The sequence below is a fragment of the Uliginosibacterium sp. 31-12 genome, assembly GCF_030548425.1.
Lineage (GTDB): Bacteria > Pseudomonadota > Gammaproteobacteria > Burkholderiales > Rhodocyclaceae > Uliginosibacterium > Uliginosibacterium aquaticum.
In genome coordinates this window covers 34460-59102 of the sequence record NZ_JAUOOA010000006.1, presented here as the reverse complement: position 1 = coordinate 59102, position 24643 = coordinate 34460, and the positions used below count along the sequence as shown (strand labels likewise).

General features: G+C 61.5%; 25 protein-coding genes. 12 read left to right on the top strand and 13 right to left on the bottom strand.

Annotated features, from left to right (window positions below):
* Positions 1-95 precede the first annotated feature (95 nt).
* From metW to Q3Y64_RS12345, 10 genes are all read right to left on the bottom strand, one after another.
* On the bottom strand, positions 96-701 hold the full coding sequence (metW, locus tag Q3Y64_RS12390) for a methionine biosynthesis protein MetW (RefSeq protein WP_101941044.1): 606 nt from the start codon (positions 699-701) through the stop codon (positions 96-98).
* A 5-nt stretch (positions 702-706) separates the two neighbouring features.
* Positions 707-1837, bottom strand: coding sequence for a homoserine O-acetyltransferase (locus tag Q3Y64_RS12385; RefSeq protein WP_303562276.1), 1131 nt, complete (start codon positions 1835-1837; stop codon positions 707-709).
* A 156-nt stretch (positions 1838-1993) separates the two neighbouring features.
* A complete protein-coding gene (gene ptsP, locus Q3Y64_RS12380; protein WP_101940932.1) occupies positions 1994-3715 on the bottom strand; it encodes a phosphoenolpyruvate--protein phosphotransferase in 1722 nt (573 codons plus the stop codon).
* A 9-nt stretch (positions 3716-3724) separates the two neighbouring features.
* On the bottom strand, positions 3725-3994 hold the full coding sequence (locus tag Q3Y64_RS12375; protein ID WP_101940933.1) for an HPr family phosphocarrier protein: 270 nt from the start codon (positions 3992-3994) through the stop codon (positions 3725-3727).
* A gap of 1 nt (position 3995) precedes the next feature.
* Entirely contained in the window at positions 3996-4391 is a 396-nt protein-coding gene (locus tag Q3Y64_RS12370) for a PTS sugar transporter subunit IIA (protein WP_101940934.1), read from the bottom strand.
* A 49-nt stretch (positions 4392-4440) separates the two neighbouring features.
* A complete protein-coding gene (locus tag Q3Y64_RS12365) occupies positions 4441-5490 on the bottom strand; it encodes an FAD:protein FMN transferase (protein ID WP_303562272.1) in 1050 nt (349 codons plus the stop codon).
* 31 nt (positions 5491-5521) lie between these two features.
* The gene (locus tag Q3Y64_RS12360) at positions 5522-6376 is read right to left on the bottom strand and encodes a hypothetical protein (RefSeq protein WP_303562270.1); all 855 of its coding nucleotides are present in this window, start codon (positions 6374-6376) and stop codon (positions 5522-5524) included.
* A gap of 370 nt (positions 6377-6746) precedes the next feature.
* Entirely contained in the window at positions 6747-7682 is a 936-nt protein-coding gene (gene gshB, locus Q3Y64_RS12355; protein WP_101940937.1) for a glutathione synthase, read from the bottom strand.
* Positions 7679-8971 carry a glutamate--cysteine ligase gene (gshA, locus tag Q3Y64_RS12350; protein ID WP_303562267.1) on the bottom strand — a complete coding sequence of 431 codons (1293 nt, stop codon included), beginning with the start codon at positions 8969-8971 and terminating at the stop codon, positions 7679-7681. The genes gshB and gshA overlap by 4 nt, the downstream gene beginning before the upstream one ends.
* A gap of 85 nt (positions 8972-9056) precedes the next feature.
* Positions 9057-10034, bottom strand: a complete 978-nt coding sequence (locus tag Q3Y64_RS12345; protein WP_158239132.1) for a phospholipase A — start codon at positions 10032-10034, stop codon at positions 9057-9059.
* Positions 10035-10189: 155 nt separating this feature from the next.
* On the opposite strand from Q3Y64_RS12345, the gene Q3Y64_RS12340 reads away from it, so the two are divergent.
* The 7 genes from Q3Y64_RS12340 to Q3Y64_RS12310 all read left to right on the top strand — a co-directional run bounded on the left by Q3Y64_RS12340 (position 10190) and on the right by Q3Y64_RS12310 (position 14993).
* Positions 10190-10789 carry a riboflavin synthase gene (locus tag Q3Y64_RS12340; RefSeq protein WP_101940940.1) on the top strand — a complete coding sequence of 200 codons (600 nt, stop codon included), beginning with the start codon at positions 10190-10192 and terminating at the stop codon, positions 10787-10789.
* Positions 10786-11889 (top strand): bifunctional 3,4-dihydroxy-2-butanone-4-phosphate synthase/GTP cyclohydrolase II, encoded by a 1104-nt coding sequence (gene ribBA / locus Q3Y64_RS12335; RefSeq protein WP_101940941.1) that lies wholly within the window; start codon positions 10786-10788, stop codon positions 11887-11889. Before Q3Y64_RS12340 ends, ribBA begins: the two co-directional genes overlap by 4 nt.
* A gap of 9 nt (positions 11890-11898) precedes the next feature.
* A complete protein-coding gene (gene ribH, locus Q3Y64_RS12330) occupies positions 11899-12372 on the top strand; it encodes a 6,7-dimethyl-8-ribityllumazine synthase (RefSeq protein ID WP_170022477.1) in 474 nt (157 codons plus the stop codon).
* On the top strand, positions 12369-12854 hold the full coding sequence (nusB, locus tag Q3Y64_RS12325) for a transcription antitermination factor NusB (RefSeq protein WP_101940943.1): 486 nt from the start codon (positions 12369-12371) through the stop codon (positions 12852-12854). Before ribH ends, nusB begins: the two co-directional genes overlap by 4 nt.
* A 55-nt stretch (positions 12855-12909) precedes the next feature.
* Entirely contained in the window at positions 12910-13872 is a 963-nt protein-coding gene (thiL, locus tag Q3Y64_RS12320; protein WP_303562259.1) for a thiamine-phosphate kinase, read from the top strand.
* Positions 13873-13919: 47 nt separating this feature from the next.
* Positions 13920-14411 (top strand): phosphatidylglycerophosphatase A, encoded by a 492-nt coding sequence (locus Q3Y64_RS12315; RefSeq protein ID WP_303562257.1) that lies wholly within the window; start codon positions 13920-13922, stop codon positions 14409-14411.
* Positions 14412-14495: 84 nt separating this feature from the next.
* Positions 14496-14993 carry a CinA family protein gene (locus Q3Y64_RS12310; RefSeq protein WP_303562255.1) on the top strand — a complete coding sequence of 166 codons (498 nt, stop codon included), beginning with the start codon at positions 14496-14498 and terminating at the stop codon, positions 14991-14993.
* On the opposite strand, the gene Q3Y64_RS12305 is transcribed toward Q3Y64_RS12310, so the two are convergent.
* The 3 genes from Q3Y64_RS12305 to Q3Y64_RS12295 form a co-directional block, all read right to left on the bottom strand.
* On the bottom strand, positions 14976-15722 hold the full coding sequence (locus Q3Y64_RS12305; protein WP_303562254.1) for an NYN domain-containing protein: 747 nt from the start codon (positions 15720-15722) through the stop codon (positions 14976-14978). The two genes, Q3Y64_RS12310 and Q3Y64_RS12305, sit on opposite strands and share 18 nt — an antisense overlap.
* 88 nt (positions 15723-15810) lie before the next feature.
* Positions 15811-18885, bottom strand: coding sequence for an efflux RND transporter permease subunit (locus Q3Y64_RS12300; RefSeq protein WP_303562253.1), 3075 nt, complete (start codon positions 18883-18885; stop codon positions 15811-15813).
* Positions 18882-20231 (bottom strand): efflux RND transporter periplasmic adaptor subunit, encoded by a 1350-nt coding sequence (locus Q3Y64_RS12295; protein WP_303562251.1) that lies wholly within the window; start codon positions 20229-20231, stop codon positions 18882-18884. The genes Q3Y64_RS12300 and Q3Y64_RS12295 overlap by 4 nt, the downstream gene beginning before the upstream one ends.
* A gap of 268 nt (positions 20232-20499) precedes the next feature.
* Here Q3Y64_RS12295 and recA point away from each other — a divergent pair, with 268 nt between their 5' ends.
* The 5 genes from recA to raiA are packed head-to-tail and all read left to right on the top strand — an operon-like array spanning position 20500 to position 24583.
* The gene (gene recA, locus Q3Y64_RS12290; RefSeq protein WP_303562249.1) at positions 20500-21519 is read left to right on the top strand and encodes a recombinase RecA; all 1020 of its coding nucleotides are present in this window, start codon (positions 20500-20502) and stop codon (positions 21517-21519) included.
* 5 nt (positions 21520-21524) lie between these two features.
* A complete protein-coding gene (gene recX / locus Q3Y64_RS12285) occupies positions 21525-21989 on the top strand; it encodes a recombination regulator RecX (RefSeq protein ID WP_303562247.1) in 465 nt (154 codons plus the stop codon).
* A complete protein-coding gene (gene lptB / locus Q3Y64_RS12280; protein WP_303562245.1) occupies positions 21970-22692 on the top strand; it encodes an LPS export ABC transporter ATP-binding protein in 723 nt (240 codons plus the stop codon). The genes recX and lptB overlap by 20 nt, the downstream gene beginning before the upstream one ends.
* Before the next feature lie 34 nt (positions 22693-22726).
* A complete protein-coding gene (locus Q3Y64_RS12275; RefSeq protein ID WP_303562243.1) occupies positions 22727-24235 on the top strand; it encodes an RNA polymerase factor sigma-54 in 1509 nt (502 codons plus the stop codon).
* An 18-nt stretch (positions 24236-24253) separates the two neighbouring features.
* Positions 24254-24583, top strand: a complete 330-nt coding sequence (gene raiA / locus Q3Y64_RS12270) for a ribosome-associated translation inhibitor RaiA (protein WP_101940954.1) — start codon at positions 24254-24256, stop codon at positions 24581-24583.
* Positions 24584-24643: the final 60 nt, after the last annotated feature.

The window sequence follows — 24643 nt, the reverse complement described above, 5'->3', positions numbered from 1 at the left end:
TAGTGCAAACAGGAAAGTAACTCAGGGTGAAATCGGTCACAAGCTGCACCGCCGCAGGACTGTGCAGTTCTTCGCAATACGCCTGCGATGAGGCCTCAGTCGGCTTTGCGACCGAGCCGGTAGAGCGCCACGCTGGCGTAATTGTTGGGATCGATGTCGATCGCACGGTCTTCGTCGAAGGCGGCGCGCTCCAGCACGGCAATGCCACGCTGTTCACACAACTGTTCGAAGTCCGCCATAGTGAAGAAGCGCACGTTCGGGGTGTTGTACCACTGGTGGGGCAGGCTGTCGGAGACCGGCATGTGGCCTTCGTTGATCGAGACCCGATGGCGCCAGTAACCGAAGTTCGGGAAGCTCACAACTGCTTCCCTGCCCACGCGCAGCATCTCGGCGAGAATGCCTTCGGTGTTGTGCACCGCCTGCAGCGAGAGGCTCATGATCACGTAGTCGAACTCGCCGTCCTTGAAGCCGGCGAGGCCTTGTTCAAGGTCGCTCTGCAGTACGTTGATGCGGTGGCTCAGGCAGTTGATGACATGCGCCGGGTTGCGCTCGATGCCGTAGCCGCGTGCCTGACGGATGCTGGCCAGATGCAGCAGCAATTCGCCATCGCCGCAGCCCAGATCGAGCACACGCGCACCCGTGCTGATCCAGCCAGCGATCACGTCGTAGTCGTGGCGTTCCTGATTGCCGAATTTCACCATGTTGCTCATACCTCGATGTTGGCAAAGTACGCGCGCATTGCGGCGTGGTATGTCGGATCGTCGAGCAGGAAGGAGTCGTGCCCGGCGTCGCTCTCGATCTCGGCATAACTCACGTCGCGACCGTTGTGCAGCAGAGCGAAGACCAGTTCGCGCGAGCGGGCCGGCGAGAAGCGCCAGTCGGTGGAGAAAGAGGCGATGAAGAATTTGGCGCGTGCAGCCGCAAGGGCCGCTTCCAGATCACCCTCGAAGGCGTAAGCCGGGTCGAAGTAGTCGAGCGCCTTGGTGGTGAGCAGGTAGGTGTTGGCGTCAAAGAAGCCGGCGAACTTGTCGCCCTGATAGCGCAGATAGGATTCGATCTCGAACTCGACGTCGAAGTGGTAGCGGTGTTCGCCGTGGCGCAGCTTGCGGCCGAACTTGTCCGCCATCGCGTCATCCGAGAGATAGGTGATATGCCCCAGCATGCGCGCCAGACGCAGGCCGCGGGTGGGCACCACGCCATGTTCGTAGTAGTCGCCGTTGTGAAATTCAGGGTCGGTCAGGATGGCCTGCCGTGCCACTTCGTTGAAGGCGATGTTTTCGGTGGAGAGTTTGGGCGCGGCGGCGATGATCATGCCGTGGCGCACGCGCTCGGGGTAGCGCAAAGTCCAGGCCAGGGCCTGCATGCCGCCGAGGCTACCGCCGAGTACTGCGGCGAGTTGCTGGATGCCGAGGCGGTCCATCAGGCGGGCATGACTGTCGACCCAGTCTTCCACGGTCACGAAGGGGAAGGCGGCTCCCCAGGGTTTGCCGGTGGCTGGATTGAGGCTCTTCGGGCCGGTGCTGCCGAAACAGCCGCCCAGGTTGTTGATGCCAATCACGAAGAACTTGTTGGTGTCCAGCGGCCGGCCGGGGCCGACCAGGTTGTCCCACCAGCCAGTGCTCTTGGATTGGCCAGCATAGGTGCCCGCAACGTGGTGCGAGCCGGAGAGCGCGTGGCACACCAGCACGGCATTCGAGCGCTCTGCGTTGAGCGTGCCGTAGGTTTCATAGACCAGATCGTAAGCCGGCAGGCTGCTGCCGCTGCGCAGGGGCAAGGGCTCGTCGAAGTGCGCACATTGCGGAGTGACAATGCCGACGCTATGAGAATGTGTAGTCATGAAATGCAAAAACCCGATCAGCCAAAGCGTGATCGGGTTTGAGGGCGCCCATCCGCTTTAGCCGTATTTGTTACGCGCCCGCAAGCTGAATCAAATCGGCGCAATGCAGAGAACTTACTCCCGCAGGAAAATGATGTCAAACCATGCGTTCGGTCACTACAGTTTATCCACTGCTTCACGGATCTTGTCTGGTTCATCGAGCTTGAGCAGGCGGCCGACCTTGATGGCGAGCTCGGCGGCGTCCGAGCGCAGGATTTCCTGCTTTACCTCAAGGATCTGCGTTGGGTGCATGGAGAACTGACGCAGGCCCATGCCCAGCAACAGGCGGGTGAACTTCTTGTCACCCGCCATTTCACCGCACACTGAAACCGGGATGTCGGCCTTGGCGCCAGCATGAATGGTGGCAGCAATCAGACGCAGGATGGCCGGATGGAGCGGATCGTAGAGATGGGCGACAGCCTCGTCGGTGCGATCAATGGCCAAGGTGTACTGGATCAGGTCGTTGGTGCCGATGGAGAGGAAATTCAGGCGTCGCACGAAGATGCCCAGCGCCAGTGCGGCTGCGGGGATTTCGATCATCCCTCCGACCTTGATGTCCTCATCGAACTTGATCTTTTCAGCCCGTAACTGGGCTTTGGCCTGCTCGATGGCACCCAGCGCAGCGTCCACTTCGTGGGCATGTGCCACCATCGGGATCAGGATCTTGATCTTGCCATGCAGGGAAGCGCGCAGGATGGCCCGCAACTGGGTCAGGAACATCTGTGGTTCAGCTAGGCAAAATCGAATGGCGCGCAGGCCCAGGGCCGGGTTCAGTTCGGGGCGCGGGCCACCGGTACTGAGCGCCTTGTCGGCTCCGATATCCAGCGTGCGGATCACCACCGGTTTGCCGCCCATGGCGCGGGCCACGCTCTTGTAGGCTTCGAACTGCTCCTCTTCATTGGGCAGCGTGTCACGGTTCATGAAGAGGAACTCAGTGCGGAACAGGCCGATGCCGTCCGCGTACACATCCTTGACTGCTGGCACGTCGCGCGGCAACTCGATATTGGCCTGGAGGGCGATCTCGTGGCCGTCGATGGTGGCCGCACGATTGGCTTTCAGGCGCTTGAGCTTGGAGCGTTCCAGCTCCAGCGCGCTGCGGCGCAGGCGGTATTCCTCGAGGACGCGCTCATCCGGGTCGATGATGACCACCCCGCGTGCGCCATCGATGATGATGATGTCGCCGTCGCGGGTGATCTGGCGGATGTGGCGCAGGCCCACCACCGCCGGGATACCCAGGCTGCGCGCCACGATTGCCGTGTGCGAGGTTGCGCCACCGACATCGGTGACGAAGCCGGCAATCTGGCTGTCCTTGAAATGGATGGTGTCCGCTGGCGAGAGATCGTGGGCGACCACGATGGAGTCCAGCCCGTTCTTGTTGCGTTTCGTGCCGACGTGGCTCGGGTGGCCCAGCAAGGCCTTGACCAGGCGTTCCACCACTTGAATTACGTCGGCCTTGCGTTCGCGCAGGTAGGGGTCGTCGATATTGTCGAAATCATCGACGATTGCTTCCATCTGCTGTACCAGCGCCCACTCGGCATTACAGCGGCGCTCACGGATCAGTTTGATGGCATTTTCGACCAGCATCGGATCGTCGAGCAGCATGGTGTGCAGATCGACAAAAGCAGACACTTCTGACTGGGCACTGGCAGAGACTTCACGCAGTGCGCGTAACTCGAAGCGTACCTTGGCTGCGGCGTCTTCGAGGCGGATGACTTCGGCATCAACATGGCGTGGCGCGATCAGCAGATGGTCGACTTCCAGCAGCGCATGAGAAATCAAATGCGCATTGCCAATGGCGATTCCCTGCGATACGGGCAGGCCGTGGATGACGAAGGGCATGCGTGAGCCTTACTCTCGCTCGCCGAAGCGGCTGGCGATCAGTTCGACGATGGCCGCGAGTGCCGCATCGGCGTCTTCACCTTCGGTTTCGACAGTGAGCTTGGTGCCATGCGAGGCAGCCAGCATCATGACTCCCATGATGCTTTTGGCATTTACTCGGCGGCCTTCTCGCTCCAGCCAGACGTCAGAGCGGAACTGCGTGGCGAGCTGGGTGAGTTTGGCTGAGGGACGTGCATGCAGACCCAGGCGGTTTGCGATTTCGGCAATCGCTCTTGGCATTTCAGATACTCCCTTTAATGTGAAGCACTCCATCACACCCACCGGTGATGGCCTTATGCACTACGGTATCGATATCGTGCTTTTCCCGGTAGGTCAAGACGCGAAGCAGCATTGGAACATTGACCCCGGCTACTCCCTCGACCTTGCCCGGCTGCAGAAGTTTCATTGCGATATTGCTGGGAGTGGCGCCAAAAATGTCGGTGAGCACCAGCACTCCATGACCGTCGTCAACCGCGGTGAGCAGGCGCTGCGCCTCTTGCAGCAATTCGTGCGGATCATCCTGCGCAGCGACACCAAGTTGGGCCAGCCGGGCCGGGCGCCTGTTCACGACATGACATGCACACTGGATCAGCGATTCGCCGAGCGTGCCATGAGTGATGAGGAGGATGCCGATCATGCGTGAAACCAGAGCGGAGGGTGCATGCGGGCGAGATGCCCGCCAGCCCTTACTCTACCACCGTCGCCGGACCCACACCGTCCGCCCATCGCAGTCGTGCCCGCATGTCCGGTGTCAGGCTGATATGGCCGGCCGCATCGACACGCAAAGCATGGTGGATCTCAAAACGACGGGCCATCGCGGGCCAGTCGTCAGCAGCCAGGAAAAGCGGCTTGCTGGCAACGTCTGAGAGCATGCCGGCATTCTCGCGCGGGGTGACGAGTACGGTGAGCGCAGCAGTATGTTTGGCGGGTACACCAGTGCGTGGATCAATCAGGTGGCTATAGCGCTGACCCTCGAATTCGAAGAAGCGCTGGTAGTCGCCGGAGGTGCCGATGGCCTCACCGTCATAGAGCGCGAGGGTTGCCAGGGGGCCGGACGCTCGTGGATGCTGAATGCCGACCGACCAGGGCTGCTTGCCCTTGGCTCCGAGAGCCATTACGTTGCCGCCGATATTGATCAGGGCATTCTTGATGCCGTGCTCGCGCAGGATGGTTGCGGCGCGATCGAGCGCATACCCTTTGGCGATACCGCCAAAATCCAGGTTCACGGCACGATTGCTGCTGCGAACGAGTTCTCCCTGCAGGCTCAACTGGCGCACGCTGGGCGCGGCGGCGATGGCAGCTTGCAGTGCTGCAGGCTCTGGAAGGTGCGGCGTGAAGCTGTCGCCATGGAATCCCCACAGTTCGATCAGCTTGCCGATAGCCGGATCGAATAGGCCGTCACTGAGCGCCGCATAGCGCTGTGAGGCCTGCAGCAGGCTCAGCATTTCGGGGCTGACCGGAGTGGATTTGCCGGCGGCGATGGCGGCGTTCAAGCTGGTCAGCTCGGAGGGTTGCCAAGCGTGATAGCTGCGGTGGAGGCGATCGAATTCTCGTAGCACGGCATTGAGTGCGGTGCGGGCTTCGGCTTCCGGACTGCCGTAGCTGACCACCTCGACACGAGTGCCAAAAACGAAGGACTCCTGTCGTACCAGAGGGCCGTCACCGCAGGCGCTGAGAAACAGGGCAAGGGTCAGGCAGAGCAGGCGCAGCAGGGCGGGCAGGGTAGGGGCAGGCATGCCTGCATGATACGGTAGGGCCCCCGCTTGGTCACTGTTGCAGCATCAGAACGTAGCGACGCGCTTCAGTGTAGGCAGGTAGGCGCTCGGGGCTGCTGAATTGTCCGACGGCGCCATTCTCTCCATGTTCGCTCAGCAGCCCCTGCAGGACTCCGGGAGCGATTCGGTTTGCGGCCAGCATGGCGGCTGCGTAACGGTCGGCTTCCTGCAGTTGCGGCAGTGTGTATTCGACACGTTGCAGGCCTTCGGTCAGCGCTCCGATGCTGTGTTCGGCGCTGCCAGCTAGTGCGGCAGTGGCGAGGCGCAGCAGTTTGAGTTCGATGGCGTTGTGCAAGGCGTGCTGGTGGTGTAGATGGCCCAGTTGCTGACACAGCAGGGCGAGCTGGGTAACGGGGTCTGGCTCGTGCGTGAAGAAGGCGTCGGTGACTACGATGTCGCCGCTGGGGAGTGAGAACAGCAGCGGACTGGCGCTGCCTCCCTGGCGAAACACGAGGCGGTAAGGCGGGGCACCTGTGGTCGGAGCGTTGAGATTGGCGAAGCGTTTGCGTAAATCAGTCTGGCGGGCTGCATCGCTTTGGCTGGGGCGCAGAAGGCTGCCGTCGAGGCGGGCAAGGACGCGTTCGGAACTGCCGTGAATCCAGTTTGTAGGCAGATTGGCGGCCAGCGAGCGAGCGAGCATCGGGCTCAGCAGGTGCAGACCCAGCCCCAGTGCGAGCAGGCCAGACATCAACAGTAGCAGTGCTTGCAGGCGCTTGAGCAGGCTTGGACGGGTACGCGTTTCGCCACTTCCCGGAGCCAGATGCTGCCAGTCGGAGCCTTTGGCGCGCGAATGCTCAAGTACGGTGCCGACGCTGCCGCGGTGCAGGAGGGTGGAGGACGTTCGCATGATCGAGAGACTCGCGCAGTGGGGGCTGGTGAGTTGATTATGCGTAGCGGCCGGATACCAATCCTTGGCGCGCCCGTAGGTCGGTACGCAAAAAAGGGTAGGTCCCGGATGGCTTGAGTGCTGCGCTGCAGCGAGGATTGAGGGCTGTTAGAGGTTGTTCACGATCTGTAGCGAGGGGCCGTCGCAGGGGCGAGACCGGGTTTAGCAGAGCCTGCTCTGCGCTGCCGCGGCCGGTTTGCTGTGCCAAGCAAACCGTGGGGAAGCGCCGCACAGGAACCGGAATTTATTTTGATCAATGAGGATTCCGAGCTGCGCATGAGCCCTCTCAGTTATCAATGAGCGGCCTCGCAGTAAGATCGTGAGCTGCTTCTTACAGACTTTCCAGGGTGGTGATGACTTGGGTGGCGACAGCGTGGCCCGTCTGATGTTCGATCTCCACCATGCAGGTCGGGCTGGTGACATTGATCTCGGTGAGATGGCCACCGATCATATCCAGTCCGACGATCAGCAGGCCGCGTTGCCACAATACCGGGGCGAGGCTTTCGGCGATTTCGCGTTCGCGTGGCGTGAGTGGCATGGCCACACCCTTGCCACCGGCGGCAAGGTTGCCGCGGGTTTCGCCGGCCATCGGGATGCGCGCCAGGCTGTAAGGCTGGACTTGTCCGCCAATCAGCAGTACGCGCTTGTCACCCTCGCTGATCTGCGGAAGGTAGCGCTGCGCCATGATCGTACGGTGGCCCAGATCGGTGAGGGTTTCGAGAATGGCGTTGCGGTTCGGATCTTCGCGGCGCACCCGGAAGATACCGCTGCCGCCCATGCCGTCCAGCGGCTTGAGGATGACATCGCCCAATTCATCAATGAAGGCTTGCAGATCTGCCGTATCCCGTGCGATCAGCGTGGTGGGCGTGAATTGCGGGAACTCGGCGATCGAGAGTTTTTCCGAGTGATCGCGGATCGCACGTGGATCGTTGAAGATTCGCGCACCTTGGGCGGCGGCACGTTCGAGGATCCAGGTGGCGGCGACGTATTCGGCATCGAAGGGCGGATCCTGGCGCATCAGGATGGCATCAAAGTCCGTCAGGGGTGTTAACGCTGAGGGAGCTGCTTGATACCAGGCATGGTCGTCCGCACTGAGTTGCAGGGCGACGGTGTGAGCACTCACATGGCCATCGCGGACCAGCAGGGCTTCGCGCCGGATGGCGAAGATCTGATGGCCGCGAGCCTGTGCCGCTCGCATCATGGCGACGCTGGAATCCTTGTAGGGTTTGAGCTTGTCGAGCGGGTCGACGATGAAGGCGATTTTCATGCGTGGACCAACTCCGTCGGGGCGGTTTGCTCCAGCTCCAGCGAGGCTGCCAGCAAGGCCAGGCGGGCGACTACGCCGTAGGCATAGAAACGGTTCGGTGCGGCATCCGGGGCCTGTTTGCAATCAGGGATATTGCAGCAGGTTTCGAAGGCTAGTGGCTCGAAATGCATGCCGGGCGCATTGAGGTTTTCGTCGCGGCCGCGATCTGCATGGACACGATAAAAGCCGCCCACCACGTAGTGGTCCATCATGTAGACGACCGGCTCGGCGACGCCGCCGTTGACTGTTTCGAGAGTGTGTACGCCTTCCTGGATGATGACTTCGGAGACCTGCTGGCCTTCCTTGATAACGCTCATCTTGTTGCGCTGACGGCGGTTCAGGCCGATGACTTCGCTGGCGTCACGCACCGTCATTACGCCCATGCCGTAGGTGCCGGCATCCGCTTTGACGACTACGAAAGGCGTTTCGGTGATGCCGTACTCAGCATATTTCTGGCGGATCATCGTGAGCAGGGAGTCGACCTGGGTGGCCAGGCAGTCCTCGCCGGTGCGCTCATGAAAGTTGATCGAGCCGCAGCGGCCGAAATAGGGATTCACCAGCCAGGGGTCGATGTCCAGCAGGCGGCCGAAGCGCGCGGCGACCTGATCGTAGGCCGAAAAGTGGATGGACTTGCGGCGTGTGGCCCAGCCGGCGTGGATGGGGGGTAGCAGCCACTGTTCGTCCAGCCCGTGCAGAATTGCCGGCGCACCAGCGGAGAGATCGTTGTTGAGCAGGATTGCGCAGGGATCGAAGTCCTTCAGGCCGAGACGGTTGCCATTGCGTACCAGCGGCTCGAGTAATAGCGTGCTGCCGTCGGGCAGCTCGAGGGGCGTGGGTGCAGTGATTTCCGGCAGCAGGCTGCCGATGCGTACCTCCAGCCCGGTAAGGCTGAGGATGCTGGCAATGCGTGCTACGTTCTGCAGATAGAACAGGTTGCGGGTGTGGTTCTCGGGAATCAGCAGCAGGCGGCTGGCCTGCGGACAGAGGCGTTCAACTGCCGCGCTGGCAGCCTGCACACAGAGAGGCAGGAAGTCGGCCCCCAGATTGTTGAAGCCACCCGGGAACAGATTCATGTCGACCGGAGCGAGCTTGAAGCCGCTATTGCGCAGGTCCACCGAGCCATAGAAGGGTGGCGTGTGCTCCATCCATTCACTGCGGAACCATTGTTCGATGCGGGTCGCGTTGCCCAGCAGCGCGCGTTCGAGGTCTTGCAGCGGCCCGGAGAGGGCGGTAGTCAGGTGCGGCACCATGGCGCGATCTTTCTTTGGAGGAGCGGAGTCCTGTTTCAGATGGGGGCACCGGAGCTGAATGCAAGCCCGGCGTGTTCGCTGCAGCTTACCAGTCGACCAGTTCGATGCCGGCGCCGATGGATTCCTGTTTGTGGTTGTAGCTGATCAGGCTCTTGCCATAGCCGCTGAAGCCCTGAAAGTAGAGGCGCAGATGGTTGGAGCCGGGAATCGGGATGCCGTAGGATAGCTCGTAGCCACCGCGGTTGTGCTCGAACTCGAGGTTGTTACGCAACATGAAGGACAGGCGATGGCGGTTTTGAAAGCGCCATGTGCCGTTCAGATCGAAGTTGCCGAGATAGTGATTGATGTCCGGGTTGTCGTCGCTTGCGGCGCTTTCCGGAATGCGCCACCAGGGGCGCAGCACCAGCGCGAAGTTTTCGCTGTCGGCCACGAAACTGGAGGTGATCCGGTTCCAGCTGCGCGACCATTCGGCCGTCTGGCCGTTGGATTGGTGGTTAAAGCCTACTGTGGCTGCGCGCAGGGTCAGGCCGGTGCCGGGGAGGTAAATCGATACTGGAAACTGCAACCAGGTTTCCGGTTCATGGTTGGTTTCGCGGAAGGGGCGCGACCAGTTCTCGTTGTAGACCTGCCAGAACGAGCGATTGGTGTAGGCCACCATCCACTTCATGCTGCCCAGGTCGCCAGGGATGATCGGAAACTTGAGGCTGATCTGGAATTCAGCTTCGGTCTTGTTGGCCGAGCCTTGCCCATTGTTAGCGTTCTGGAAAGGTGGGCTGGACGGGGTGTGGCTGCTCTGCACCACTCCGAGCATGTAGTTCGGCTTGTGCGGAGCAATCGCGTAACCGTCGGCATAGGTCAGCTGTTCTGCCTTGGCTCTTTCCACGACAAAGGACTCGGCCGGGCGTTGCTGGCACTCGCTGCGGATCTGGCCAACGGTTGTGTCAGGGCTGGCTTCGACGAATTTTTCGATCATGCACAGCTTTACGCGTTCTGAATCCGTCGTTTCTGCTTGTGCCAGTGCGGCGGGCAGAGCCAATGCGCAGAACAGGAGGGCTTGTTTCATGATGAGTCTCGAGGCTTGGTTGGTGCGGATCATTGCTTGCCGGCAGGCCGCCGTGCAAGTGCCCGCTCGGTGCTGCCGTGCAGCTTTGCAGGCGGCGCGACGGGGAATGACGTAAAATTGCAACTCGCGAATCAAATCAAGGGATTGTCCCCCACATGTTTTCCGGAATTGTTGCAGCAGTTGGCCGCATCCAGTTATGCGAGCCTCTGCAGGATGGCGTACGCATCAGCGTGGACGTCGGTGCCTGGGACGTGTCGGATGTCGCCATTGGCGACTCGGTCGCGCATAACGGGGTGTGTCTGACCGTCATTGAAAAGGCGGGCAGTGTGCTGCGCTACGACGTGTCGCGTGAGTCGCTCAACTGCACCGTGGGCCTGGACCAGGCGGGTGGCGAGCTGAATCTCGAAAAAGCTCTGTGCTTGAATGACCGCCTTGGCGGCCACATGGTGACGGGTCACGTTGATGGCGTCGGCGAGGTCGTGAAGTTCGCGCCGCTGGCTGAAAGTCATGAGCTGGTGATTCGCGCCCCGGCCGCGATTGCCGGCTATATTGCGCGCAAGGGTTCGGTCACGGTTGATGGCGTCAGCCTCACCGTCAACCGGGTTGAAGGCCGCGAATTCTCGATCAACCTGATTCCGCACACGGTTGAAGTCACTACCCTCAAGCGCCTCAAGGCGGGCAGCCAGGTCAATCTCGAGATTGACCTGATCGCCCGATACGTGGAGCGCATGCTCGAATGGAAGGCCCAGTCATGAGCAGCGTCCAGCTCTCCCCGATTCGCGACATTATCGAAGACATCCGTGTCGGCAAGATGGTGATTCTCATTGATGACGAAGATCGCGAAAACGAAGGCGACATCGTCATTGCCGCCCAGCACGTCACGCCCGAGGCGATCAACTTCATGGCGAAGTTCGCGCGCGGTCTGATCTGCCTCACGCTCACCGAAGAGCGCTGCCGCCAGCTGGGCCTGAACCCGATGGCGCGCGACAACCGTAGCCAGTTCACCACGGCCTTCACCGTTTCCATCGAAGCGGCTGAAGGGGTAACTACCGGCATCTCGGCAGCGGATCGTGCCCGCACGGTGCAGGCCGCCGTGGCGCGTAACGCGCGCCCGGCCGATATCGTGCAACCGGGCCACATTTTCCCGATCCAGGCCAAGCCGGGCGGCGTGCTGGTGCGTGCCGGCCATACCGAAGCGGGTTGCGATCTGGCTGATCTGGCCGGGCTGGAGCCGGCGTCGGTGATCTGCGAGATCATGAATGAAGACGGCAGCATGGCCCGCTTGCCGGACCTGATTCCCTTTGCTCAGCAGCACGGCCTCAAGATTGGCGCGATTCGTGATCTGATCCACTATCGCGCGGCCGTCGAGAAGCTGGTTGAGCGCGTGGCTGACAAAGCAGTGGCGACCGCGCATGGCGAGTTCCGCCTGGCTGCTTTTACCGATGGTGCTTCGGGCGATCTGCACCTGGCGCTTTACAAGGGTGAGATCAAGCCGGAGGTCGAGACCCTGGTGCGGGTTCATGAGCCGATCTCGGTGCTCGACTTCCTCGACCCGGCCGGTAGCCGTCACAGCTTCCCGGTCGATGACTCGCTGGCTCGTATTGCTGCCCACGGTCATGGTGTGCTGGTGATGTTGCGCCGCGCAGAGTCCACCGAAGAAATGCTCGTTGCACTGGGCGTGAAGGGCGAGGAAAAGAAGCCAGCCGCCAAGTGGGATCCGCGCCTGTTCGGCATCGGTGCGCAGATCCTGCGCGATCTCGGTGTCGGCAAAATGCGTGTGATGGCGCAGGCCCGCCGCATCCCGAACATGACTGGCTTCGGGCTCGAAGTCACCTCTTACGAAGAACCTCGCTGAAGGCATTCCATGTCCAGTTTTGACAACATCCCCAAAATTTCTCCCGATCTGGATGGCAAGGGTTTGCGCATCGGCATCGTGATCGGACGCTTTAACGCCAACATCGGTGAAGGCCTGCTGCAGTCCTGCCTGACCGAGCTGCTGGCTCGGGGCGTGGCCGCCAGCGACATCCTGGTCTGCAAGCTGCCGGGTGCACTGGAAATGCCGCTGACCCTCAAGACCCTGGCCGAAACCGGCAAATACGATGCGCTGATCGCACTCGGCGCCGTGATTCGCGGCGATACCTACCACTTCGAAGTGGTTTCCAATGAAATGGCAGCGGGTATCACCCGCGTCCAGCTCGATTGCAATATTCCGGTGGCCAATGGCGTGCTGACCACCAATACCGATGAACAGGCTGAAGTGCGCATGGATGTGAAGGGGCGTGAATGCGCCGAATGCGCCATTGAAATGGCCAAGCTGTTGAGGACAATCCGCGCATGAGCGACGACAAAGTACTGATCCCGCAAGAAGCCCCGAAGAAGACTCCGCGTCGCCTGGCGCGCGAAGTCGCGATGCAGGGCCTCTACGAGTGGCGCATGAGTGGCAACTCCCTGCCGGTGATCGAAGATCACCTGGAACAGGAAAATGAAGCCTGGACGCGCGCTGACCGGCCCTTGGCTCTGGTGCTGCTGCGCGGCGCAGCCGAAAACGCCGATGCGCTAGAAGCCAGCGTGGCTGCTTTCGTGGATCGTCCCCTGGGCGAAATCTCGCCGATCGAGCGCGCCATCCTGCTGCTGGGCGCTTACGAGCTGACTCATCGCATCGAAACGCCGTATCGCGTGGTGATCAACGAGGCCATCGAGCTTGCAAAGTCTTTCGGCGGCACGGATGGTCACCGCTACATCAATGGCGTGCTCGACAAGTTCGCGCCGACTGTGCGCGCGGCAGAAGTTGAACACTCGGCCAAGCAGAGGAAAAAATAAGGAGTAGTGAGTCGGGAGTCGGCAAGCCGGCCCCACTCCCAACTCCCCACTCCCCATGGCAGGCGAATTCGAGCTGATCAAGCGCCACTTCCACTACCCCGTGAGTCACTCTGTGCTCGGGGTTGGGGATGACGCCGCGCTGATGCAGCCGCGCCCCGGTATGCAACTGGCCGTGTCGACCGACATGCTGGTGGCCGGGCGCCATTTCTTTGCCGATGCCGATCCCTTTCTGTTGGGCTGGAAGACTGCGGCCGTGAATATCTCGGACATGGCCGCGATGGGCGCAGAGCCGCGCTGGATCACGCTGGCACTGGCCTTGCCAGAGGCTGACGAGGCTTGGGTCGGGGCGATGGCGCGGGGCTTTCGCGACTGCTGCGAAGCCTATTGCGTTGACTGGGTGGGGGGCGACACCACGCGTGGGCCGCTGAACCTCTGCGCCACCATTTTCGGCGAAGTTTCGCCGGATAAAGCCGTGCGCCGAACGGGGGCGAATCATGGTGACGATCTGTGGGTGTCCGGCTGGCCCGGCATGGCTGCGCTCGGGTTGGCTCATCTGCAGGATCGCCTGGAACTGGTGAGCGACTGGCGCGAGGCTTGTCTCGAACGCCTGCACCGCCCCTTGCCGCGGGTCGCGTTAGGTTTGGCCCTGCGCGGCGTGGCGAGCGCCATGCTGGACGTGTCGGATGGCCTGTGTGGGGACCTCAGTCATATTCTCGAGGCCTCCGAAGTGGGCGCCATCCTGGACGAAACCCTCCTGCCACTGGAGCCCTTGCTGGCCGCCTGTAAACGTACCGAGGCGGCTACCAAAGCACTGCTTTCCGGAGGTGATGATTACGAGCTGCTGTTTGCCGCCCCACGTGAGCAGCGCGGGCACGTGGAAGCCATCGGCCGCCACCTCGAACTACCCTTGCACCGCATCGGCCGCATTCTCGACAAACCCGGTCTGTGGCTGCAACGGGGTGACGGCGTGGCCGAGGCTTTGCAGGCAGGCGGCTTCGATCACTTCCAGACAGACTGACGGCCTGGAGGCCTGCCCCTCCGGCGCTGATTGTCCTCAAGGCTGCCATGCAACCGACCTTCAAGCTCCTGCTCTCCCATCCCGCCCATTTCATTTCGCTCGGCTTTGGCTCCGGCCTTGCGCCGAAAGCGCCAGGTACTTTCGGCAGCTTTGCGGCTTGGGGCGTCTACGCTCTGCTGAGCTGGCGGGTGCCGGCGGCGTGGCACTTCGAGGGCATGGCCGTGATGCTGATCCTTGTCAGCTTCATGCTGGGCGCGGTATGCATCGAGCACACCGGCAAGGCGCTGGGCGAGGTGGATCATGGCGCTATCGTGTGGGATGAGTTTGTTGCCGTGTGGCTGGTGCTGGCCCTGATTCCGCAGGGCTTTGGCTGGCAACTGGCGGGCGTGGTGGTGTTCCGTTTCTTCGACATTCTCAAGCCCTGGCCGATCTACATCGCGGATCGCCGCTTCAAGAACGGCCTGGGCGTCATGTTCGATGATCTGCTCGCGGCGCTCTATACCTTGCTCTGTCTGTGGCTGGTGCTGCGTTTCTGGTAGACGCGAACATACCCCCGCAGCCTGAGCGTGGCCGCAACATGCCAGGCGTAAGATGCCGTTACATCCCCGTAATCGGAGTGTCCCATGTCGCCTGAAGTCATCTCCCTCGCCGCGCAGGTCGGTATCGCCCTGCAGGCCCAACGCTGGCAACTGGCGACGGCCGAGTCCTGCACTGGCGGACTGGTCTGCGCTGCGGTGACCGAAATTGCCGGCTCAAGCGGCTGGTTCGATCGCGGTTTCGTGACCTACTCGAACGAGGCCAAGGTCGAGATGCTGGGTGTGTCGCCGCTGACGCTGCATGCTCACGGGGCGGTGAGCGAGGAAACGGTGCGCGAGATGCTGGCCGGCGCACTGGCGAAGTCCGTTGCGCATGTCGTGCTGGCGATTTCAGGCATCGCTGGCCCGGCCGGTGGCACGGCCGAGAAGCCGGTTGGAACGGTGTGCTTCGGCTGGCAGCGGCGTGGCTACCCGGCCCAATGCCTCACGTTTCTGCTGCCTGGCGATCGGGTCGCAGTGCGCGAGGCGGCCGTACTAAGGGCGCTGCAAGGGGTTCTAGATCTGGGCTTACCCGCCGGAGGTTGACTTGGCGCGGCGCTTGTCGCGTACACAAACGCCCTTGCCTTCGCGCTGCTCGAGCTCGAAGAGGTCGACTGCTTTGAACAGATCCACCAGTTTCTTGTAGCCGTAGTTGCGTGCGTCGAAGGAGGCCTGGTTGGCGATGTGGCCGCCGACCCGGCCGAGCTGGGACCAGCCATCATCGCCTTCGGCGGCCTGCACGGCGTTGCGCAGCAGGGTCACCAGCTTGGCGTCGCCCTTGAGCTCGTTGGCATTCCATTTCCTGACGCTGACGATGTTGCCGCTGGCCGCTTCCGGCTGCTCTTCCTCGCGGTCGAGGTAGAGAAACTTGGAGCAGGCATTCACGAAGGGCAGCGGGGTCTTGCGTTCGCCGAAGCCGACCACGGTTTTGCCGTCGGCCTGCAGGCGGGTCGCCAGCGGGGTGAAGTCCGAGTCTGACGAAACCAGCGCGAAGACGTCCACGTGGCGTGCGTAGAGCGCGTCCATGGCGTCGATCACCAGTGCGATATCGGTTGCGTTCTTGCCCTTGGTGAGATCGAACTGCTGGATCGGCTGGATGGCGTATTCATGCAGCAGCTTTTCCCAGGAGTTCAGACGTTCGCCCTTCCAGTTGCCGTAGGCGCGGCGGATGCTGACGGTGCCGAAGCCGGCGAGCTCGTTGAGGATGACGTCCACATGGCTGGCCGGCGCATTGTCGGCATCAATAAACAGCGCTACGAAGCGATCTGCGTGCATGGGGGCCTCGCGAGGAGATGGGCAGGAGCGCCCATCTTACGCGGCATGGGGCGGGGGCTGGCAAACTGCCTGGTGCCCGCCCGTATTGTCAGTGCGCCTTCTTTTCGACCAGCCCCAGCTTGTGCTGCAGCCAGTCGAAGGAGAGGTAGAGCGCTGGCGTGATGTAGAGCGTGATTAGCTGCGAGAAGATCAGGCCACCCACGATCGCGACCCCCATCGGCTGGCGCAGTTCGGCGCCGGCACCGAGGCCCAGGGCGATTGGCAGCGCGCCCATGATGGCTGCCAGGGTGGTCATCATGATCGGGCGGAAACGCAGGCGGCTGGCCGCGCGGATGGCGTCGTGCGGTGAGAGGCGCTCCTTACGCTGCGCCTCCAGCGCAAAGTCGATCATCATGATGGCGTTCTTTTTCACGATGCCGATCAGCAGCAGGATGCCTACCATGGCGATGAAGGAGAGCTCTAGCCCGGCGAGCTGCAGCGAGAGCAGTGCGCCCACGGCCGCCGAGGGAATGCCCGCAAGGATGGTGATCGGGTGGATCCAGCTTTCGTACAGCACGCCCAGCACTACGTAGATCACGGCGATGGCGATCAGGATCAGCCATAGCTGGCTGCCCTGGGATTCCTGATAGACCGCTGCATCACCTGCGAAGGCGCCGAAGACGTTGGCCGGCATGGCCAGGTCTTCCTTGATCTTCTTCACTTCGTCGATGGCTTGCGAGAGCGTGACACCCGGGGCGAGGTTGAAGGACAGAGTGACCGCGCCGATCTGTCCCTGGTGGTTCACCGAGTTGTTGACGGCTGCGCGTTCGATGCGCGCAAAGGCGGTGACCGGCACCAGCTGGCCGCCCTTGGCGCGCACGCGCAGGAAGTCCAGCCCGCTCTCGTCATCGCGGTACTCGTCGGCCCACTGCAGCAGCACCGGGAAGTTGTCCTGCGGCGCGTAGATCGAGGTCACCTGGCGTTCGCCGAAGGAGGCGTTGAGCACATTGCGCAGGCTCTGCATGTCCACCCCGAGGGCGAGGGCCTGATCGCGGTCGATCACCAGTTTGGCCTGCACGGCACGCCGCTCGGAGTTGGTAGCGATATCTTTCAGCAGAGGCGATTCGCGCAGTCGGCGCTGCATGCGTTCGGCCTGATTGGCGGCCAGGTCGTAGTCCACCGATTGCAGGGTGTACTGGAAGCGCGAAGCCGAGCTCACGCCACCGATGCGAAGGTTCTGGATCGCGGAGAAGGAGATTTGTCCGCCGGGAATGCCCGCCGCATCCTTGCGCAGGCTTTCCAGCACTTCCTTCATAGGCGGACGCTCACCCTTGGGTTTGAGGGTGATGAAGATAAAACCACGGGTGCCGCTGCCGTTCATGTTGGAGACCACATCCAACACGTAGGGATTGCGGCGGATGCGCTCGTCGTACTGCAATGTCATGTCACGTACGGCTTGCCAGGACATATCCTGAGCTGGGGTGACGGGAGCGCGCACCTGGCTGATGTCTTCATCCGGGAAGAAGCCCTTGGGCATGATCAGGTACAGCCACACGGTGCCGACGCAGGTGGCCAGCGCAAGCAGCAGCATCAGCCAGCGGCGCTTGAGCGTCCAGGCCAAGCTGTGGCCGTAGGCGTTGAGCACCGCCTCGAAGCCGCGCTCGAAGGCCCGGCTCCAGGCGGGGGCGTGCGTTGCTTCTTCCGGATGGTGATGGATGAAGCGCGCCGCCAGCATCGGAATCACGGTCAGGGCGGCGAGCGCTGAGACGGCGATGGAGAGCGTCACGACCACCGCGAACTCGTGGAACATCAGGCCCACGGTGCCAGGCATGAAGAAGATCGGAATGAACACGGCGACCAGCGAGATCGAGATCGAGATCACCGTGAAGCTCACTTCGCGCACGCCGCGCACGGCGGCCGGGAAAGGCTTCACTCCGTTTTCGATGTGGCGCACGATGTTTTCCAGCACCACGATGGCGTCATCGACGACCAGACCGATGGCGATGGTGAGGCCCATCAGCGAGATGTTGTTGAGGCTGAAGCCGGCCCACAGCATCAGGCCGAAGGTGCCCAGAAGCGAGGCGGGTAGGGAAACCGAGGGAATCAGGGTGGCCGAGATGCGGCGCAGGAACATCAGGATCACCAGCATCACCAGCCCGATCGTGAGCAGCATGGTGAGGCTCACGTCGTGAATGGATTCGCGGATCGAGGTCGAACGATCATTGAGGATGCTGATATCCACCGAGGCCGGCAGTTGCGCTTGCAGCTTGGGGATGGCGGCGCGTACCGCATCCACCACGGCCACGGTGTTGGCGCTCGGTTGGCGTAGGACCTGCAGGTTGATGCCGCGCTTGCCATTGACCCAGCTGGCGCTCTTGATGTTCTCCACGCTGTCGACCACTTCAGCCACATCGGCGAGGCGTACCGGCTGGCCGTTCTTCACGGCAACGATCATGCGGCCGAAGTCGGTGGCGTTCATGAGCTGGTCGTTGGCGGTGATCACCAGCGTCTGGCGCGCACCTTCGAGTGAGCCCATCGGCGTGTTGGAGTTGGCGGCGGCCAGAGCGGTGGATAGCTCACCGATGGAGAGGTCGCGTGCGGCGAGCTTAGCCGGATCGACCGTCACGCGCACGGCATAGCGCTTTTGGCCGTTGATGCTGACCTGGGCCACCCCGTCCAGCGTGGCAAGGGTCGGCGAGATCAGGTTGTCTGCGTAGTCATTGAGCTGGTCCAGCGATAGCGAGGGTGAGTCCAGGGTGATGAAGAGGATGGGATCGTCCGCCGGATTGACCTTGCGGTAGCTTGGCGGCGTGGTCATGTCCTTGGGCAGCAGGCGGTTGGCGCGCATGATCGCTGCCTGAACATCCACCGAGGCGGCATCGATATCGCGCGAGGGGATGAATTCCAGCGTCAGGTTGGTGCTCCCCAGGGTGCTGGAGGAGGTCATCATCTTGAGGCCGGAGATCGTCGAAAACTGGCGCTCCAGTACCGTGGCCACTGAGTTGGCCATGGTTTCCGGATTGGCTCCGGGCAGGCTGGCGCTGACCTGGATGATCGGCTGGTTGAAGGAGGGCAGGGCTGCGATCGGCAGCTTGAACCAGGCGGCGATACCGCCAATCATCACGGCTAGCCACAGCAGGGTCGTGGCGACCGGACGATGGATGCTCTGCTCGGTGAACTTCATTGCGCAGCCGCCTTGAGTGCCTGACGCTCGCGCCAGCGGGCAAGGATCTCGCGCTTCTGCTCGTCGCTGGCGGTAGCCCAGCGGTCCGGGTCGCGTGGCGTGAACCCGGGGGGTATTTCAACGCCTCCGGCCGTATTGGCGGCAGCTGTGGGCTGGGCTGCGGCCTTGTCGTCCGAGGCTTTCTCGGCGCGCTTGCCTTTGCCTTCCTTGTCCCCCTTCGTTTCCGTGATCTTCACACCGGGGCGCAGGTTTTGGGTGCCTTCCAAGACAACCTTCACGCCCGCCGGAATGCCGGACACGACGGCGCGCTGATCCGCGATGCGCTGCAGTTCAATGTTTTTCGGCTGCACGGTCTGATCGTCCTGCACCACGTACACGAAGCGCCCGTTGGGACCGTTCACCACCGCTTGCGCCGGCAGCACAACGGCATTGTCGAGCTTGCCGGCTTCGAGTTTTACCGACAAGTATTGGCCCGGCCATACCAGTCGATTCTTGTTCTCCAAGCGCCCCTTGATCAGCAAGGTGCCGGAAGCGCGATCTACCGAACTGTCAACGAAGCTCACTTCGCCCTTCAGCACGGCCTGCGCATTGGTGCGCGCGCTGAGCTTGACCGGGCCCTTACGCAGCGCGACGAGCAAGGGGCCCATGTCACGTTCGCTGATCGAGAAGCTCACCCCGATCGGATCCATGCGAGTCAGGCGCACCAGTGCAGTGGCGGTGGAGTTGGAAGTCACGAGGCTGCCGGGGCGTACATTGATCACGCCGGCACGACCATTAAAAGGGGCCACGATGCGGGTATAGGTACGACCGACCCGAGCCTGCTCCAGACTGGCGCGTGCCTGACCCAGATTGGCAAGGGCGGTATCGGTTTTGTTGCGTGCCGTGTCCAGTGCCGAGGGTGAGATGAACTGTTTTTCAGACATTTCCTGAGCGCGCTTCAGATCACGCTCGGCAATTGCCGCCTGTGCTTCGGCACTGGCCACGCCGGCCTCGGCCTTGCCGACGTTGGCATCGTCGTCGCGTGAGTCCATCGAGAACATCAACTGGCCGCGGCGTACCTCCTGGCCTTCCGTGAAATGAATGGCGGTGATCATGCCGTTTTTCTGCGGACGCAGATCCACTTCGTCCAGCGGTACGACGCTGCCTTGCGTCTCGATCACGATCGGCACGTCCTCCACCCGGCTGATGGTGGTTGATACGCTTTGCGGCCTGCCCTGAGCAGATGCGGCGGGCGCAGATACCCCGCTGACGGGAGCCGAGCTTTCTGCCGCTGGCGCAGCCTCCTTGTTCTGACAGGCACTGAGCAGGCAACACGCGGTGAGCAGGGCAAGCGACTTACGAAGCATGGTGGGGTTCCGGGGCTGGGGGCGGTGTATTCATGAGCTGCGGACGCGAATCATCACCTAAGCGGTTAGGGGCGCCAAGTGCCTTAACTTGTTCTCACAAAGCAAGTTTTCGAGCTGTGACTTGTGTCGCAGAAATGATGGTGTATATTTGTACAGTAGTTGGCGCAGTCGGCTCCCGGGCGGAGTCGAGTTGGCATGCGGGGCGGACTTCGGTTTCGTACAGCAAGCTCTGTGCCATAATCCTTCAGACCACTCAGTGAGGACTTTCATGGACGACAACAAGGCCAAGGCACTTGCCGCCGCACTCTCCCAGATCGAGAAGCAGTTCGGCAAGGGTTCCATCATGCGCATGGGTGACGGCAAACTGGAAGAAAACATCCAGGCCGTTTCCACGGGCTCTCTCGGGCTGGACATTGCGCTGGGCATCGGCGGCCTGCCGCGTGGCCGGGTGGTGGAAATCTATGGTCCGGAATCTTCCGGCAAGACCACGCTGACCCTGCAGGTCATTGCCGAAATGCAGAAAATTGGCGGTACGGCCGCCTTCATCGATGCAGAGCATGCCCTGGATGTGCAATACGCAGCAAAGCTTGGCGTCAAGGTCGAGGATCTGCTGATTTCGCAGCCCGACACCGGTGAGCAAGCCCTTGAAATTGCCGACATGCTGGTGCGTTCTGGCGGTATCGATATCGTGGTTATCGACTCGGTCGCCGCGCTTACGCCGAAGGCCGAAATCGAAGGTGAAATGGGCGATCAGTTGCCCGGTCTGCAGGCGCGCCTGATGAGTCAGGCTCTGCGCAAGCTGACGGCCAACATCAAGCGCACCAATACGCTGGTCATCTTCATCAATCAGATCCGCATGAAAATCGGTGTGATGTTCGGCAACCCGGAAACCACCACCGGTGGTAACGCACTCAAGTTCTACGCCTCGGTCCGTCTGGATATTCGCCGCACCGGCACGATCAAGCGTGGCGACGAAGTCGTCGGCTCCGAAACCAAGGTCAAGGTCGTCAAGAACAAGGTAGCGCCTCCCTTCAAGGAAGCCCACTTCGACATTCTTTATAGCGAAGGCATTTCGCGTGAAGGCGAAGTGATCGACATGGGCGTCGATCACAAAATCGTCGACAAGAGCGGTGCCTGGTACGCCTACAACGGCGAGAAGGTCGGCCAGGGCAAGGACAATGCACGTGAATTCCTGCGTGCCAATCCGGCGCTGGCACTCGAGATCGAAAACAAGGTGCGTGCCAGTGTGGGGGTTGCCGTGATGCCTACTGTGGCTGAAGCGGAGTAAGCTGTTTGAAGAAGCCCGCCGCTTCGCTCAGCTCGACAGCCTTGCGTCTGCTCGCCACGCGCGAACATTCGAGGCTGGAGCTGCGGCGCAAGCTGGCGGCAAGAGCCGGCGCCGACGATGATGTCGAAGCCGTGCTGGATCGCATGGCAGAGACAGGTCTGCAGTCTGACGAGCGCTTTGCCGAGAGTTTCGTGAGATCGCGCGCCAGCCGCTTTGGTGCCGCGCGCATCCGTCGTGAGCTGGATGACCGGGGAGTGGATCGCGAGACGGCAGCTGGCGCCATGGGCGAGGCTTTGCAGGAAGATGAACTGATGCGCGCGCGCAGCGTGTGGCAGAAAAAATTCGGGGTGTTGCCGCAGGATCACAGGGAGTGGGCGCGTCAGGCGCGCTTCCTGCAGACCAGAGGGTTTGCGGTCGACATCATCAGGAAACTCTTGAAAGAAACACTGGATGAGTCTGCTCAGGGTTAGCAATCTGCAGAAACGCTACAAGGCACGCACCGTGGTGCACGACGTGTCCTTCGAGGTTGGCAGTGGCGAAGTGGTGGGCTTGCTGGGGCCGAACGGCGCAGGCAAGACCACCTGTTTCTACATGATCGTCGGCCTCGTACGTGCCGATGGCGGCAAGATCCATCTCGATGGAACCGAGCTCACCCATTGGCCGATCCACAAACGGGCGCACCAAGGGCTCTCCTATCTGCCGCAGGAAAACTCGGTGTTCCGCAAACTTACGGTCTCCGAGAACATCATGGCGGTGCTGGAGTTGCAAAAGCTCTCCAGCGCAGACATGGCAAAACGTCTGGATGAGCTGCTGGATGAACTCAACATCGGCCATTTGCGCGAAGCGACCGCTATGTCCTTGTCCGGCGGTGAGCGCCGCCGCGTCGAAATCGCGCGTGCGCTGGCCACCCGTCCGCGTCTGATCCTGCTGGATGAGCCTTTTGCCGGCGTTGATCCGATTGCAGTGATTGATATCCAGAAAATCATCAGTTACCTCAAGGCGCGCGGTATTGGCGTGCTGATTACCGACCATAATGTGCGCGAAACCCTCGGTATTTGCGATCACGCCTACATCATCAATGCGGGTGAGGTGCTGGCTGGCGGCAAACCGGCAGAAATCGTGCAGAATGAACAGGTACGGCAGATTTACCTTGGCGAACACTTCCGCCTCTAGGCTTGGCCGCTCCGCACCTCCCCGTCTGTAAAGAATGAAACCCTCGCTTCAGCTCCGCCTTTCCCAGCAACTTGCGCTCACCCCGCAGTTGCAGCAATCCATCAAGCTGCTTCAGCTGTCCACGCTCGAACTCAATCAGGAGATCGAACGCATCCTGCTCGAAAACCCGATGCTGGAGCGTGAAGGCGGTGACGAAGAAAGTGATGGACCCGTCCCTGTCGAGGCGGGCGAAGCCAGTGTGGCGACGGCGGGTGAGGAATACCGCATCGAATCCTCTGCTTCATCCTCCGGCGATGAGGATTTCGAGTCGCCGAGCGTGACGGACATGCCGGACAACATCGGAGAGGCTTACGACAGCGTTTCGGATGATGATATCGGCGAAGCTGCCGAATGGCGCACGGAAGGCGCCTCGCGGAATGGCGGTGGGGACGACGATGATTCCGACTTTCAGGAATTCCAGGCCGCCGCTACTTCCTTGCGGGATCACCTGCTGGGGCAGGTCGCCCTGATGCCGCTGGTTGATCGTGATCGTGCGCTGGTGCAGCTGATCATCGAAGCGCTGGACGACGACGGTTTGTTGCTGCAGGACCTCGAGGAACTTCTGCCGCTGATTCCGGCCGAATGGGAAGTAGAACTCGATGAGTTGAACATTGCCTTGCATCAGGTCCAGAACCTTGACCCCGCCGGCATCGGCGCTCGCAACTTGCAGGAGTGCTTGCTCCTGCAGATTCGCGCTTTGCCGGAAAGTGCCACGCGCGATCACGCCATGCTGATCGCGGACGGCAATCTGGAATTGCTGGCTGCGCGCGATTTCGCGCGCCTCAAGCGGCGCCTGGGCTGCAATGATGATGCCTTGCGCGCAGCTCAGGAACTCATTTGTCATTTGAATCCGCGTCCGGGGGCTCAATTTGCACCGATGGAAACGCGCTACGTGATTCCGGACGTGGTGGTGCGCAAGCAACGTAGCGGCTGGACGGTGAGCCTCAATCCAGAGGCCATGCCGAGACTCAGGATCCATCGGGTCTACGCCGATATACTTCAACAGAACAGGGGCGTAAGTAGTTCCTTATCGGGACAGCTGCAGGAAGCCAAGTGGCTGATCAAGAATGTGCAGCAGCGATTTGACACCATCCTGCGTGTTTCGCAGGCCATCGTCGAACGTCAGCGCCAGTTCTTTGATCATGGTGAAGTGGCCATGCGTCCGCTGACCCTGAGGGAAATCGCCGAAGAGCTGGAGCTGCATGAGTCAACGGTGTCGCGGGTGACCACCCAGAAGTACATGGCCAGTCCCCGCGGTGTGTTCGAACTGAAATACTTTTTTGGCAGTCATGTTTCCACCGATACCGGTGGTGCATGTTCAGCAACGGCGATACGCGCGCTGATTCGCCAGCTGGTCGCGGCCGAAGACGGGAAAAAACCCCTGTCGGATGCCAGGATTGCCGAATTGTTGGGCCAGCAGGGTATCGTGGTGGCACGCCGGACGATTGCGAAATACCGGGAGTCGCTGAATATTCCGCCGGTCAGTCAGCGCAAGTCGATCTAACAGGAGAGGAGTAGTTTTATGAATCTCAACATCACCGGCCATCATCTGGAAGTCACTCCCGCTTTGCGCGAATATGTGGTTTCCAAGCTCGATCGGGTGATTCGCCATTTCGATCATGTTACGGCGACCCATGTGACCCTCTCGGTACAGAAACTTAAGCAGAAAGCAGAGGTGACTGTTCACGTGCGCGGCAAGGATATCCACGTGGAAAGTGAAGACGACGACCTGTATGCCGCCATTGATGCGCTGGCAGACAAGCTGGATCGTCAGGTTCTCAAGCACAAGGAAAAGATCAGCGATCACAACCGTGAATCGATGAAACGGCAAGGCGCTGAGAGCGCCAGCTGAAGCGCTGGACGCAGCCGGTCTGGACAGGCAGAATTGTCCGGCCGGCGATGGTTGAGGCTT

Bases quoted from the DNA above. Each gene is read 5' to 3' on its own strand.
- metW (WP_101941044.1), bottom strand. From the start codon at position 701: ATGGTGAAATTCGGCAATCAGGAACGCCACGACTACGACGTGATCGCT.
- Q3Y64_RS12385 (WP_303562276.1), bottom strand. From the start codon at position 1,837: ATGACTACACATTCTCATAGCGTCGGCATTGTCACTCCGCAATGTGCG.
- ptsP (WP_101940932.1), bottom strand. From the start codon at position 3,715: ATGCCCTTCGTCATCCACGGCCTGCCCGTATCGCAGGGAATCGCCATT.
- Q3Y64_RS12375 (WP_101940933.1), bottom strand. From the start codon at position 3,994: ATGCCAAGAGCGATTGCCGAAATCGCAAACCGCCTGGGTCTGCATGCA.
- Q3Y64_RS12370 (WP_101940934.1), bottom strand. From the start codon at position 4,391: ATGATCGGCATCCTCCTCATCACTCATGGCACGCTCGGCGAATCGCTG.
- Q3Y64_RS12365 (WP_303562272.1), bottom strand. From the start codon at position 5,490: ATGCCTGCCCCTACCCTGCCCGCCCTGCTGCGCCTGCTCTGCCTGACC.
- Q3Y64_RS12360 (WP_303562270.1), bottom strand. From the start codon at position 6,376: ATGCGAACGTCCTCCACCCTCCTGCACCGCGGCAGCGTCGGCACCGTA.
- gshB (WP_101940937.1), bottom strand. From the start codon at position 7,682: ATGAAAATCGCCTTCATCGTCGACCCGCTCGACAAGCTCAAACCCTAC.
- gshA (WP_303562267.1), bottom strand. From the start codon at position 8,971: ATGGTGCCGCACCTGACTACCGCCCTCTCCGGGCCGCTGCAAGACCTC.
- Q3Y64_RS12345 (WP_158239132.1), bottom strand. From the start codon at position 10,034: ATGAAACAAGCCCTCCTGTTCTGCGCATTGGCTCTGCCCGCCGCACTG.
- Q3Y64_RS12340 (WP_101940940.1), top strand. From the start codon at position 10,190: ATGTTTTCCGGAATTGTTGCAGCAGTTGGCCGCATCCAGTTATGCGAG.
- ribBA (WP_101940941.1), top strand. From the start codon at position 10,786: ATGAGCAGCGTCCAGCTCTCCCCGATTCGCGACATTATCGAAGACATC.
- ribH (WP_170022477.1), top strand. From the start codon at position 11,899: ATGTCCAGTTTTGACAACATCCCCAAAATTTCTCCCGATCTGGATGGC.
- nusB (WP_101940943.1), top strand. From the start codon at position 12,369: ATGAGCGACGACAAAGTACTGATCCCGCAAGAAGCCCCGAAGAAGACT.
- thiL (WP_303562259.1), top strand. From the start codon at position 12,910: ATGGCAGGCGAATTCGAGCTGATCAAGCGCCACTTCCACTACCCCGTG.
- Q3Y64_RS12315 (WP_303562257.1), top strand. From the start codon at position 13,920: ATGCAACCGACCTTCAAGCTCCTGCTCTCCCATCCCGCCCATTTCATT.
- Q3Y64_RS12310 (WP_303562255.1), top strand. From the start codon at position 14,496: ATGTCGCCTGAAGTCATCTCCCTCGCCGCGCAGGTCGGTATCGCCCTG.
- Q3Y64_RS12305 (WP_303562254.1), bottom strand. From the start codon at position 15,722: ATGCACGCAGATCGCTTCGTAGCGCTGTTTATTGATGCCGACAATGCG.
- Q3Y64_RS12300 (WP_303562253.1), bottom strand. From the start codon at position 18,885: ATGAAGTTCACCGAGCAGAGCATCCATCGTCCGGTCGCCACGACCCTG.
- Q3Y64_RS12295 (WP_303562251.1), bottom strand. From the start codon at position 20,231: ATGCTTCGTAAGTCGCTTGCCCTGCTCACCGCGTGTTGCCTGCTCAGT.
- recA (WP_303562249.1), top strand. From the start codon at position 20,500: ATGGACGACAACAAGGCCAAGGCACTTGCCGCCGCACTCTCCCAGATC.
- lptB (WP_303562245.1), top strand. From the start codon at position 21,970: ATGAGTCTGCTCAGGGTTAGCAATCTGCAGAAACGCTACAAGGCACGC.
- Q3Y64_RS12275 (WP_303562243.1), top strand. From the start codon at position 22,727: ATGAAACCCTCGCTTCAGCTCCGCCTTTCCCAGCAACTTGCGCTCACC.
- raiA (WP_101940954.1), top strand. From the start codon at position 24,254: ATGAATCTCAACATCACCGGCCATCATCTGGAAGTCACTCCCGCTTTG.